The organism is Symbiobacterium terraclitae, from assembly GCF_017874315.1.
Lineage (GTDB): Bacteria > Bacillota > Sulfobacillia > Symbiobacteriales > Symbiobacteriaceae > Symbiobacterium > Symbiobacterium terraclitae.
In genome coordinates this window covers 146,269-158,805 of the sequence record NZ_JAGGLG010000003.1, presented here as the reverse complement: position 1 = coordinate 158,805, position 12,537 = coordinate 146,269, and the positions used below count along the sequence as shown (strand labels likewise).

The following is a 12,537-nucleotide window of genomic DNA, read 5'->3' as shown; positions in this document are numbered from 1 at the left end:
TGAGTCCCTCGCTGATCTCTGAAGCCTTCGCGCATGACCGGTGCCTGCGCTCAAGACTGAGAACCATCTCGCCGGACCGAGTCGCATCGCCCGCGCTCATGTCTGCCGCCTGCGGTTCACGGGCGAGTTCCTCGCACGCGGCAGGATCCCTCATCCGGATCTTCGTTCAAGCGATCTACAAGGTGTCATTCGGTCTCTTATTCTGTCCACAGGCGCTTGCCGGCGTGCATCCTGTTTCTGTCACCTGCCGCGCGCGGCCCGCGAGCGCGCTGGCCTCCGGACGAGCCGAAATGCGGCGCTCCGAGAGCAGTGGCTATGCTTGACAACCTGTGTTCGTCGTGGTACGCTTACCAACGCAAGTGAAGACGGGAACCTCAGAAGCAGAAGCCACCGCTTCTCACCGTACGGCCGGTTGTCGGTACGGTTTCGAGGTTGAGTGATCGGGTCGCCGCCTTATGCGCGGCGCAGCCTGCTCAGCTTTGGATACGGGTGGCCTTCGGCCACCCGTTTCTGCTGTGTTTCGGAAGAAGAGGATGCCCGTTAAAACGCATTCAGGAGGTGTCGGTGTATCAAGGAACAGGTCCGGGTCAATGAGATGATCAGGGCTCGCGAGGTTCGGCTTGTATCGGAGACGGGCGAGCAGCTGGGCGTCTTCTCGCCGCGCGAGGCGCTCCGCATCGCGGAGGAGCGGGGCCTCGACTTGGTGGAGGTCGCACCCAACGCCAAGCCGCCGGTCTGCAAGATCATGGACTATGGCCGGTACAAGTACGAGCAGGCGAAGCGGGAGCGCGAGGCTCGGAAGAAGCAGAAGGTCGTGACCATCAAAGAGGTCAAGATGCGGCCGAACATCGAGGAGCACGACTTCGCGGTCCGGCGGCGCCAGGCCGAGTCCTTTTTGCGGGACGGGGATAAGGTCAAGGCCACGATCATGTTCCGGGGCCGCGAGGTCGTCCACGCCGAACTGGGCAAGGAGGTCCTCGACCGGCTGCTGGAGGCCGTGAAGGACATCTGCGTCGTCGAACGCCCGGCCAAGCTCGAAGGCAAGAACATGGTCATGATCCTGGCCCCGAAGGCCAACCTCGAACCCAGGACCGCCCAGCAGGGCCAAGAGCAATAAGGAGGAATACCCGACCATGCCCAAGATGAAGTCCCATCGCGGCGCTGCCAAGCGCTTCAAGCTGACCGGCAGCGGCCTGGTCAAGCATTACCCCACCAACAAGCACCACAAGAACACCCACAAGCGGGAGAACCGGATTCGGGCCCTGAAGCGGAACCTCGTCCTCTCCAAGGCGTTCCAGAAGAATATCCGCGAGATCCTGCCCCACTAGTCCATTCAGAGTTCACCGCTCCGGGGCGGGGCTCCGGACGAGATAGAGGAGGAGAGCAACATGGCGCGCATCAAGGCCGGGAAGACCACCCGTGCTCGTCATAAGAAGATCCTGAAGCTGGCCAAGGGCTACTGGGGCGGCAAGAGCAAGCTGTTCCGCCCCGCCAACGAGACCGTGATGAAGGCGCTCTACTACGCCCGGCGCGACCGGCGGCAGAAGAAGCGCAATTTCCGGCGGCTCTGGATCGCCCGGATCAACGCTGCTGCCCGCATGAACGGCCTGTCCTACAGCCAGTTCATGAACGGCCTCAGCAAGGCCGGCGTGCAGCTGAACCGCAAGGTCCTGGCCGACATCGCCGTCAACGACGCCCCCGGCTTCTCCGCCCTGGTGGAGAAGGCCAAGGCCAGCCTGTAACATCGTTCCTCACGCCCACCCTTCCCGGGTGGGCTTTCCACTTGTCCGGAGTTGGAGTATATTGGGTGCTAGCGACACCGGGCACTCACCCGTCAGCGAAGGGAGCAGCGACGATGCGCAAGCGATATGCGGTAATCGGACTCGGGCGTTTCGGTGCCAGCGTGGCCCGGGTGCTCGTCGAGATGGGCCAGTACGTGCTGGCGGTGGACGTGAGCGAGGCCCGGGTGGACGAGCTGGCGCCCGTGCTGAGCCGCGTCGTCCGGGCCGACTGCACCGACCCGGCCGCGCTCCGGGCCCTGCGCATCAACGAGTTCGATACCGTAGTCGTGGCCATCGGCGACAACGTGGAGGCCAGCGTGATCACCGTCCTCAACTGCCGCGACATGGGCGTGCCGCACCTGGTGGCCAAGGCGCAGGACGAGGCCCACGGACGCATCCTGAAGCACCTGGGCGTCGACCGGGTCGTCTACCCCCAGCGCGACATGGGCATCCGCGTGGCCAGCAACATCGCCACGGGCGGCATCATCGACTACGTGCGCCTCTCCGACGAGTACGGCATGGCCGAGATCACGCCGCCCAGGATGGTGCTGGGCCGGAGCCTGCAGGAGCTGGACCTGCCCCACCGCTACGGCTTGAACGTGATGGCCATCAAGCGGGGGAACCGGGTGATCGTCTCGCCCCGCGCCCAGGAGCGCATCGCCGAGGGCGACGTGATGGTGGTCATCGGGTCGGCCGGGGGCATCACCCGGCTGCAGGGCGAGTAGCGGGGAGGGCGGAGCATGGCATTGGAGCAGCGCCGGAGGGCGCCATCGTTCACCCCGCCGCAGGCCCTGGCCCTTGGCTTCGCACTGATGATCTTCACGGGCACCATCCTGCTCGCCCTGCCGATCGCTCACGAGCCGGGGCAGCAGCTCACGCTGGTGGACGCCCTCTTCATGGCCACCTCGGCCGTCTGCGTCACCGGGCTGGCGGTGGTGGACGTGGCGACTACCTTCAGCACCTTCGGTGAGGTCGTCCTGATGCTGTTGGTCCAGGCGGGCGGCCTCGGCATCATGAGCCTCTCCACGATGATGTTCCTGGTGACGGGCCGGCGCATCGGGCTGCAGGAGCGGCTGATGATGCAGGAGGCCCTCGGCTCCTTCTCCATCGCCGGGGTGGTGAAGACGACCCGCAGCATCATCACGACCACCCTGATCGTCGAGGCGGTGGGCGCCGCGCTGCTCACCCTGCGCTTCCTCGCCTACTACCCCCCCGGGCAGGCGCTCTACTTTGGGGTGTTCCACGCGATCACCGCCTTCAACAACGCGGGCTTCGACCTCACATCTCAGTCGCTGCGCATCTTCAACCGGGATCCGTTCATTCTGCTGGTCGTGGCCGGGTTGATCCTGCTCGGCGGGATAGGTTTCATCGTGATGCAGGACGTGTGGCGCCAGCGGCGGTGGGAGCGCTTTGCCCTGCAGACCAAGATCGTGCTGGTGGTCACGGGCGGGCTGCTGGTCGCGGGCACGCTGCTCATCCTGGCGCTGGAGTACGGCAATCCGGCGACCCTGGGGCCGCTGCCGTTCCCGGACAAGTTCTTCAACGCCCTCTTCACCTCGGTCACGTTCCGTACTGCCGGCTTTGAGTCCATCTCCATGGGGAGGATGGCCTACGCCGCCCTGCTGGTGGCCATCGTGCTGATGTACATCGGCGGCTCCCCCGGCGGCACGGGGGGCGGCATCAGGACGACCACCTTCGCGGTGATCATCCTGGCCGTGCGGGCGACCGTGCGCGGAACTGAGGAGATCCAGGTGATGGGCCGGCGGCTGCCCCGGGAGCTGCTGGACAGGGCGATCGCCATCGCCGCGATGGCCATGGCCATCATCGTCGTCGTGGGCGGTCTGCTGCTGGTGACCGAGAGCCACGTGGTCTCCGACCCCGGCAACCCGGTCACCATCGCCGACGTGCTGTTCGAGGGCACCTCGGCCTTTTCCACCGTAGGGCTCACGACGGGGGTCACGCCCCACCTAAGTATCCCCGGCCGCCTGCTGATCGCCCTCACCATGTACATCGGCCGCATCGGGCCGCTCACCGCCGCCGTGGCCCTGGCCCAGCGGCGCCGGGAGCGGGCGCACATCGAATATCCGGAGGAGCGGGTGATGATCGGATGAGCCGCAAGACGATCGTCGTGGTCGGACTGGGCCGGTTCGGGTCCAGCGTGGCGCTGCACCTGCAGCGCATGGGCCACGAGGTGCTGGGCATCGACCAGAACCAGGACCGGGTGGACCACTTCGCCGCGGAACTCACCCACGTCGTGGCCTGCGACTCCACCGACGAGGATGCGCTCCGGGCCCTGGGCCTGCGCAACTTCGACGTCGGCGTCGTCGCCATCGGCAACGACGTCGAGGCCTCGATCCTGACGACCGTCCTCCTGAAGGAGCAGGGCGTGCCCCTGGTGGTGGCCAAGGCGATGAGCGAGCTGCACGGCCGCACCCTCGAGAAGGTGGGCGCCGACCGGGTCTTCTACCCCGAGCGCGACATGGGCGCCCGGGTGGCCCACTCCCTGCTCACCGGGAGCGAGATCGACTACATCGAGCTCTCGCCGGAGTACACCATCATGGAGATGGAGGCGCCGCCCCAGCTGGAGGGCCTGACCCTGCGGGAGGCTAACCTGCGGGCCCGCTTCGGCATCTCGGTGCTGGCCCTGAAGTCCGGCGAGCACATCAATGCGGCGCCGCTGGCCACCGACCAGATCAAGCCCGGCGACCACCTGGTGCTGCTGGGGAGCAAAGAGGGCGTCAAGCAGCTGGAGAGGATGTTGCAGCAGCAATGAGCAGCCACGAGGCCCCGCTGGGGCCCAAGCACAGACTGGTTCAACAGGCCCGCCTCCTCGCCCGGGAGCGCCGGGAGCGGGAGGCGGCGGGCCTCGCCCACATGGAGGGCGTGCGGCTCGTCGAGGAGGCGCTGGCGGCGGGGGTGGAGGTGGCCTACCTCCTCTACTCGCCCGACCTGGCGGAGCGCCCCCGGGGCGCCGAGCTGCTGTGCGCGGCGTCGGCCCGGGGCGTGCCGCTCTACCGTGCCACGCCGGAAGCCCTGGAGCGGGCCGCCGACACCCAGACCCCGCAGGGCGTCGTGGGCGTCTTCCGGCCGCGGCCCTGGGCACTGGACGACCTGGGGCCGGGGCTGGTGCTGGTGCTGGACAACCTGCAGGACCCCGGCAACCTGGGCACCGTCGTCCGGACGCTGGAGGCGCTGGGCGGCGGCGGCGCCGTGGTGGCGGGCGGGGTGGACCCCTACAACCCCAAGGTGGTGCGGGGAGCGATGGGCTCGCTCTTCCGGCTGCCGGTGGTGAAGCTGGGCCTCGACGCGGCCCTGCGGGGGCTGCGGGCCCGGGGTCGGCGCATCTACGTGGCGGATGCCGGCGGCGCCCTGTCTCCCTGGGAGGCGACGCTCACCCGGGCGGCGGTCGTCATCGGCAACGAGGGCGCCGGCCCCTCGCCGCTGGCCCGCCAGGAGGCCGACGGCGTGGTCTCCATCCCGATGGTCGGGCCCACCGAGTCGCTGAACGCAGGCGTGGCCGCGGCGCTCATGGTCTACGAGGCGCTGCGGCAGCAGGCCTGAATGGCGCACGCCCTTCAGTTCGATGTCTCTTTATGACGCTTCTGCTGTAAAGCCTTGAGGGACAGGTGCGGGCGTGGTATAATACCAGATGTCGGACAAATCGAACAAGGGTAGAGGGAGGGAGTGGCGGCGTGAACAACTCCGCTACCGCAGAGGTGCTCTGGACCATCTTCTCCCACACCGGTTCCGTCATCGCCTACTTGCTCTACAAGCGCTTTACAGTCCAGTAGCCATTTGCTATACTCATCCCCACAGGTTTGGTCTACGTGGCAATCGGCTGTGATGGAGGAAAGTAGCCGACAGCGGTGGTGTCCAGGGAGGCCGTGCCCCGACTGCAAGCCGGCTCTCCACCCGTCGCGTGAAGTTCCCTCCGGAGCTGCCCTGCTGAACGGCACGGTCAAAGCCCAGTAGGCGGGGACGGGTCCTTCCCGTTACAGGAGGGCGGCGTGCTGGCGCCTGTCAAGAGCGGAGCCCGCATGGGCTCAACTCGGGTGGTACCGCGGAAGCGAGCGCTTTCGTCCCGTTGGTGGGACGAAGGCGCTCATTTTGATTTTCGGAGGTGGCCTTGTTGAAGGAGCAGTTGCTGAAGTTGCGCGACGAGGCGCTCGCCGCCATCGCAGCGGCCCCCGACGTGGGGGCGGTCCAGGAGATGCGGGTGCGCTACCTGGGCAAGAAGTCGGACCTGAGCCGTGTCCTGGGCGGGCTGGGCCAGCTCCCCACCGTCGAGGAGCGCAAGGCGATGGGCGCGCTGGGCAACGAGATCAAGCAGGCGATCACCGCAGCGCTCGACGCCCGGGAGGCGCACCTGGCCGCCGCCGAGCTTGAGGCCCGGCTCGCGCGTGAGCGGCTGGACGTCACCCTGCCCGGGGAGCCGGTCCGGCGGGGCCACCTGCACATCCTCAACCAGGTGATCCACCGCATCGAGGAGATCTTCATCGCCATGGGCTACGAGGTGGCCGAGTCCCGCCAGGTGGAGACCGACTGGTACAACTTCGAGGCGCTGAACATTCCCAAGGGCCACCCGGCGCGCGACGCGCAGGACTCGCTCTTCCTCACCGACGAGGTGCTGCTGCGCACGCACACCTCCAACACGCAGATCCGCTACATGCTGGAGGTCGCCAAGGGCCGCACCCCGGTGAAGATCATCTGCCCCGGCCGCGTCTTCCGGCGCGACTTCGAGGACGCGACCCACGCCATGATGTTCCACCAGGTCGAGGGGCTGGTCATCGACCGGGGCATCACCATGGCCTCGCTGAAGGGCGCCCTCACCGAGATGGCCCGGGGTCTCTTCGGCCCGAACGTCGGCATCCGGCTCCGGCCCTCCTACTTCCCCTTCACGGAGCCCTCGGCGGAGATGGACATCTCCTGCATCTTCTGCGGCGGGAAGGGCTGCCGCACCTGCAAGGGCTCGGGCTGGATCGAGATCGGCGGCTCGGGCATGGTGCACCCCAACGTGCTCCGGGCCGGCGGCTACGACCCCGAGGAGGTCTCGGGCTGGGCCTTCGGCTACGGCCCGGAGCGGGTGGCGATGCTGATGTACGGCATCGAGGACATCCGGCACTTCGTCAACAACGACATGCGGTTCCTGCGGCAGTTCTAGGCGAGGGGAGGCGGCACAGATGCGGGTTTCTTACAACTGGCTGAAGGATTACGTGGCTGTGGACCTCTCCCCGCGGGAGCTGGCCGACCGGCTGACCGCCCGGGGCGTGGTGGTGGAGAACCTGGTCTCCGCCAACCCCGGGGTGGAGGGGGTCGTGGTGGGCCGGGTGGTCGCGCTGGAGCGCCACCCCAACGCCGACACGCTCTGGGTCTGCCAGGTGGACGTGGGCGGGGGCAACGTGCTCCAGATCGTCACCGGCGCGCAGAACGTCACGGTGGGCGCGCTGGTGCCGGCGGCGGTGCCGGGTTCGAAACTGCCGGGCATGGAGATGGGGGTCAAGAAGCTCCGGGGCGTGGAGTCCCACGGCATGCTCTGCTCCGAGGTGGAACTGCAGGTGGGCGACGACGCCGACGGTATCATGATCCTGCCCCCGGAGGACGGGCTGGAGCCGGGCATGGACGTGGCCGAGGTCCTGGGCCTCAACGACTGGATCATGGAGCTGGACCTGACGGCCAACTACGCCGCCCACTGCCAGTCGCTGATCGGCGTGGCGCAGGAGGTCGCCGCCCTGGTGGGCGGGGAGGTCGCCCTGCCCGCGACCTACACCGAGGACGCGCCGGGCACGGACGCGCATGACCTGATCGCCGTGCGCATCGACGCCCCCGACCTCTGCAGCCGCTATGCGGCCCGGGTGGTGCGCGGGGTGAAGGTCGGCCCGTCGCCGCTCTGGCTGCAGGCGCGGATCCGGGCGGCGGGGATGCGGCCCATCAACAACATTGTGGACATCGCCAACTTCGTCATGATGGAGCTGGGCCAGCCGCTGCACACCTTCGACCACGCGAAGATCCGCGGCCGGCAGATCATCGTGCGCCGGGCCGGCGCCGGCGAGCGCTTCACCACCCTGGACGGGCAGGAGCGCGTGCTGGACGAGAACGTGCTGGTCATCGCCGACGGCGAGGGGCCGGTGGCCCTGGCCGGCGTCATGGGCGGGCTGGAGTCGGAGGTCACCGATCAGACGGTGGACATCCTGATCGAGTCGGCCCACTTCGACAACATCAACAACCGGCGCACCGCGCTGCGGTACAACCTGCCCAGCGAGGCGTCCAAGCGGTTCACCAAGGGCGTCGACCCCTCCGGCTGCATCCGGGCCGCCGACCGGGCCGCGCAGCTGATGGCCGGGCTGGCCGGCGGCACCGTGGTCGCCGGCTGCGTGGACGTCTACCCGCGCCCGGCGGTCCCGCCCGTCATCCTGCTGCGCACCGACCGGGCCAACGCCCTCACCGGGCTGAAGCTGTCGCCGGAGCGGATGGCCGAGCACCTTACGAGCCTGGGCATGGCGGTGCTGCGCCCGGCCGACCTGGTCGCCGACCTGGCCCAGGGCGCGCCCGAGCCGGGCGAGGAGGCGGGAGAGGACCTGGGCGGCCGCCCGGTCTGGACCGCCATCCACCAGGTCTCGCCGGTGCCCGCCGACCCGGAGTCGTACCGGGCGTGGGCTTCCGCCGCCTGGGCCGCGCTGGAGGAGGCCGGTGCGCGGCTCGAGGCGCTGCTGGGCCATGGGGCGACGCCCGGTGCCGGCGGTGAGGCGACCGTGGACGCCGAGGTGCTGGCGGATGCCGGTCAGGCGCCGGCGGTGAGCGGCGGGGCCGCGGCGGGGACCGGGCAGGCGGTGCAGGCCGGCGAGGGCGGCGAGATCCTGGTCGTCGTGGTGCCGACCCGGCGCAGCGACATCGCCATCGAGGTCGACCTGATCGAGGAGATCGCCCGCTGCGAGGGCTACGACCAGATCCCGCTGGAGCTGCCGACGCTGCCCTCGACCCGGGGAGGCCGCACCCCCCAGGCGGAGGCGAAGCTGGCCGCCCGGCGGGCGCTGGCCGGCGCGGGCCTCACCGAGGTGCTCACGCACTCGCTGATCCACCCCCGCGTTTACGACATGTTGGGGCTGCCGGCGGACGATCCCCACCGGAACTTCCTCACGCTGGCCAACCCGATGTACGACGAGCGCTCCACGCTGCGCACCCTGCTGCTGCCGGGCCTGCTGGACGCGGTGAAGTACAACGTCAACCGGCAGATCCGCGACCTGGCCATCTTCGAGATCAGCCACATCTACCGGCCGGTCGAGGGGCAGCAGCTGCCCGACGAGCCGCTGGTGCTGGGGCTGGCGATGACCGGCAACCTGGCCCCGCTGGGCTGGCGCAGCCCGGAGAAGCCTGCGGACTTCTTCGCCCTGAAGGGCGTGGTCGAGCACCTGCTGGCCGAGCTGGGCGTGCAGGGCGCCAGCTTCGAGCCCAGCGCCAACCCGGTGCTGCACCCGGGGCGGCAGGCTGCCCTGCTGCTGAACGGCGTGCCGGCCGGCCACCTGGGCGAGCTGCACCCGCGGGTGCAGGAGGCCTGGGAGCTGCCCGGCCGGGTCTACGTGGCGGAGGTCGCCTTCGGCCCGCTGGTGGCGGCGATGGCGCCCCAGGCCACCTACCGGCCCGTGCCGCGCTTCCCCGCCGTCGCCAGGGACGTGGCGATGGTGGTCGGCCTCGACACGCCCGCCAGCCGGTTCGAGGCGGCGATCCGGGAGGCCGGCGGCGAGCTGCTGGAGGACGTGCGGCTGTTCGACCTCTACCAGGACGAGAGGCTGGGCGAGGGCAAGCGCTCGCTGGCCTACCGGCTGACCTACCGGGCCGCCGACCGCACGCTCACCGACGCCGAGCTGGAGCCGGTGCACAACCGGGTCCGGGAGGCGCTGCAGGCGCTGGGCGCCGAGCTGCGGAGCTGAATCAACTTGCGACATGATCGGGGAGGGTGCGCCTTGCGGGGCGCACCCTTCTTTGTGCAGGCGGTTACCCACGTCGCAGGGGTCGACGGGCTTGGTTGGAACGTGAAGCGACGGTGACGGCGGGGCCACGAAGCGAGGCACACCGCCCTGCGGCGTGCCTCACCGGTTATTCCCCATGTCCACCCGCCATGTGCAGGATGGTGTTAAGGCGGACTGCGTGCCCGATCTCATCGGAGAGGAGCTCGAAGAAGAGCCAGCGGAGGTACGGGTCGGTCGCCCGCTGGTACTCGTCCTCGTACTCCCCGTACGCCTTGATCCCGTCATTTGCGGCGATCAGCAGACCGTCCCGGTGCGAGCTGTGCGGTACGCGCTGTGCGGTGGGGTGCAGCCGGCGACCGGTCAGCCGGAAGTACAGATCACTGAGCAACCGGAAGTGCTTATCCTCATCCGCGGCAGCCTGCTCGAGGTAGCCGCGGACCTTCTCGTCCCGGGCCTCCCCCGCCAGATGCCGGTAGAAAGCGGCTGACGTGACTTCGTCCTGTAAGTACTTCGGAATCCTGCGAGCCAGGGCTGCCAGGTCGCCGGAGGGCAGAGGCAGCGCCGGAACTGCGGGCACGAGCTCGGGCGCGGACTCGGGCAGGTCCCCCATGGGCCTCCCCTCCGGGCGGGCGTCACGCATCATGTCGCCGGGCGCCATCCCGCCGGGCGTCATGCCGCCGGGCATCATCCCGCCGGGCATCATCCCGCCGGGCATCATCCCGCCGGGCATCATCCCGCCGGGCATCATCCCGCCGGGCATCATCCCACCGGGCATCATCCCACCGGGCATCATTCCACCGGGCATCATTCCACCGGGCATCATCCCGCCCGGGATCACGCCGCCGGGCCCCATCCCGCCCGGCCACATGCCTCCGGGCCCCATTCCGCCGGGCATCATCCCCCCGAATGGCGGGGTGGCCTCCGGTCCGTATCCCGGATATTGGTGCTGGTTCATCCGTCTCCCCTCCCACGGCTGTATTGTATGGCAACTGCAAGAAGAGGGTGCGGAGGCGCTCGAGCGTATATTCCGATTTATCCCGCCGCCCTGGAGGGGTTTGCGGCCGGTGTGTCGAAATCCTCCAACCTGCAGATTGCGCACAAGTTGTAGGATACGTTGAAGATCCAGTCGCCTGAAGATCCACCGAACTACGCCCCATGTAGGAACACGGGAGAAGGAGGATGTGTTGGTGAGACGCGGACGACTGATTCGGCTGCTGGCCCCTGTCATCGCGGCCGGCCTGGTGCTGGTGGTGGGGTGCTCTGCGGGGCAGCGGAGCAGCCAGACCGGCGAGCAGTCACAGGGCGGGACCTCCACGCAGGGCCAGCGGCTCTCCATCACCATCGACACCTTCCAGGGTCGGATCCCGGAGGCGGAGGTGGTGGCCAACTACCTGCGCCAGGTGGGCGTCCAGGCCGAGGTGCGCATCTGGGAGAAGAGCGCCCTGCTGGAGGAGATCAAGCAGGGCAACCGGGTGGCGTACACCCAGGACTGGGGCAGCTCCACTTTTGATCCCTACGACCTGGCCGTGCCGAAGCTGAAGACCGGCGATCGCGGCAACTACTCCTTCTACGCCAACCCCGAGGTCGACCGCCTGCTGGACCAGGGCGCGGCAGGGGTCGATCCGGAGGAGCGCCGCAAGGCCTATGAGCAGGTGCAGCGGATCCTGATCGAGGACGCCCCCTGGATCTTCGGCTACTACATGGACGTGGTCGAGGCCGCCACCGCGGACGTGGTCGGCTTCACCCCCGCCATGGACAGCCGCATCAACCTTCACGACGTGAGCCGGACCGGGGCCGACTCGCTGGTGGTGGGTCTGCGGGTCGACCGGCTGCAGTCGCTGGACCCGGCGAACCACCGGGACCGCGACACCGAGACGGTGATCCGCAACATCTACGACGGCCTCGTCACCCGTACTCCCGACGGCCGGATCGTGCCCGAGCTGGCCGAGTCGTGGGAGCAGCCGGATCCGACTACCTACGTGTTCAAGCTGAAGCAGGGAGTCAAGTTCCACGACGGCACCGAGATGACCGCTGACGACGTCGTCTTCACCTTCGAGCGCATCCTCGCGCCCGACGGCATCGACGGCCAGCCGTCGCCCCGCCTCAGCCTGGTGGGACCGATCAAGAAGATCGAGAAGGTAAGCGACTATGAGGTGCGCTTCGAGCTGGAGTACCCCTTCCCGACCTGGCTGCAGCTCCTGCCGCACACCCAGATCCTGTCCAAGGCGTACGTGGAGAAGGTGGGCTCCTCCCAGGCCCTGTCCGCGGCGCCCATGGGCACCGGCCCCTTCAAGTTCGTGCGCGGGCAGGTGGACAGCGAGATCGTGCTGGAGCGGTTCGACGACTACTACGGCGGGTCCGACGCCCTGGCGCCGGTGGGGCCGGCCCAGCTGAAGACGGTCACCTTCCGCATGATCCCCGAGCCCTCCACCCGTGTGGCAGCGCTGAAGGCCGGGGAGGTCCACATCATCCAGGAGGTGCCCATCGACCAGATCGCCGCCCTGGAAGCCGACAGCAACATCCAGGTCCTCACCACGCAGGGCACCCGCCTCTACATGATCGAGCTCAACAACAAGGTGCTGACGGACGCCCGGGTGCGCCGGGCCCTGAACCACGCCATCGACTGGGACACGATCCTGAAGGAGATCTACGGCGGCCGGGCCCACCGGGTGGCCACCGCGATGCTGCCCAGCGGCTTCGGCTACGACGCAGACCTGGCCCCCCTGGCGTACGACCCCGACCTGGCCAGGAAGCTCCTGCAGGAGGCCGGCTATGTGACCGACTAGGAGGAG

General features: G+C 68.7%; 11 protein-coding genes and 1 other annotated feature. Of the genes, 10 read left to right on the top strand and 1 reads right to left on the bottom strand.

Features of this window, described 5'->3' with window-relative positions:
• Positions 1–595: 595 nt before the first annotated feature.
• From infC to pheT, 9 genes are all read left to right on the top strand, one after another.
• Positions 596–1,117 carry a translation initiation factor IF-3 gene (gene infC / locus J2Z79_RS03175; protein WP_245301993.1) on the top strand — a complete coding sequence of 174 codons (522 nt, stop codon included), beginning with the start codon at positions 596–598 and terminating at the stop codon, positions 1,115–1,117.
• Between the two features lie 16 nt (positions 1,118–1,133).
• A complete protein-coding gene (gene rpmI, locus J2Z79_RS03170; protein WP_209465398.1) occupies positions 1,134–1,328 on the top strand; it encodes a 50S ribosomal protein L35 in 195 nt (64 codons plus the stop codon).
• Between the two features lie 60 nt (positions 1,329–1,388).
• Complete coding sequence (rplT, locus tag J2Z79_RS03165; protein WP_209465397.1) at positions 1,389–1,742, top strand: 50S ribosomal protein L20; 354 nt, start codon at positions 1,389–1,391, stop codon at positions 1,740–1,742.
• A 113-nt stretch (positions 1,743–1,855) separates the two neighbouring features.
• Complete coding sequence (locus J2Z79_RS03160) at positions 1,856–2,506, top strand: potassium channel family protein (RefSeq protein WP_209465396.1); 651 nt, start codon at positions 1,856–1,858, stop codon at positions 2,504–2,506.
• Between the two features lie 15 nt (positions 2,507–2,521).
• Complete coding sequence (locus J2Z79_RS03155) at positions 2,522–3,892, top strand: TrkH family potassium uptake protein (RefSeq protein WP_209465395.1); 1,371 nt, start codon at positions 2,522–2,524, stop codon at positions 3,890–3,892.
• On the top strand, positions 3,889–4,554 hold the full coding sequence (locus J2Z79_RS03150; protein ID WP_209465394.1) for a potassium channel family protein: 666 nt from the start codon (positions 3,889–3,891) through the stop codon (positions 4,552–4,554). The genes J2Z79_RS03155 and J2Z79_RS03150 overlap by 4 nt, the downstream gene beginning before the upstream one ends.
• The gene (locus tag J2Z79_RS03145; protein ID WP_209465393.1) at positions 4,551–5,342 is read left to right on the top strand and encodes a TrmH family RNA methyltransferase; all 792 of its coding nucleotides are present in this window, start codon (positions 4,551–4,553) and stop codon (positions 5,340–5,342) included. Before J2Z79_RS03150 ends, J2Z79_RS03145 begins: the two co-directional genes overlap by 4 nt.
• A 270-nt stretch (positions 5,343–5,612) precedes the next feature.
• Positions 5,613–5,868, top strand: a binding site (T-box leader).
• Positions 5,869–5,910: 42 nt separating this feature from the next.
• Positions 5,911–6,942 (top strand): phenylalanine--tRNA ligase subunit alpha, encoded by a 1,032-nt coding sequence (pheS, locus tag J2Z79_RS03140; RefSeq protein WP_209465392.1) that lies wholly within the window; start codon positions 5,911–5,913, stop codon positions 6,940–6,942.
• 19 nt (positions 6,943–6,961) lie between these two features.
• On the top strand, positions 6,962–9,706 hold the full coding sequence (gene pheT / locus J2Z79_RS03135; RefSeq protein ID WP_209465391.1) for a phenylalanine--tRNA ligase subunit beta: 2,745 nt from the start codon (positions 6,962–6,964) through the stop codon (positions 9,704–9,706).
• Between the two features lie 166 nt (positions 9,707–9,872).
• Here the strand turns inward: pheT and J2Z79_RS03130 are convergent, their stop codons facing one another.
• A complete protein-coding gene (locus J2Z79_RS03130; RefSeq protein WP_209465390.1) occupies positions 9,873–10,700 on the bottom strand; it encodes a ferritin family protein in 828 nt (275 codons plus the stop codon).
• Positions 10,701–10,932: 232 nt separating this feature from the next.
• Here J2Z79_RS03130 and J2Z79_RS03125 point away from each other — a divergent pair, with 232 nt between their 5' ends.
• Positions 10,933–12,531, top strand: coding sequence for an ABC transporter substrate-binding protein (locus J2Z79_RS03125; RefSeq protein WP_342589405.1), 1,599 nt, complete (start codon positions 10,933–10,935; stop codon positions 12,529–12,531).
• Positions 12,532–12,537: the final 6 nt, after the last annotated feature.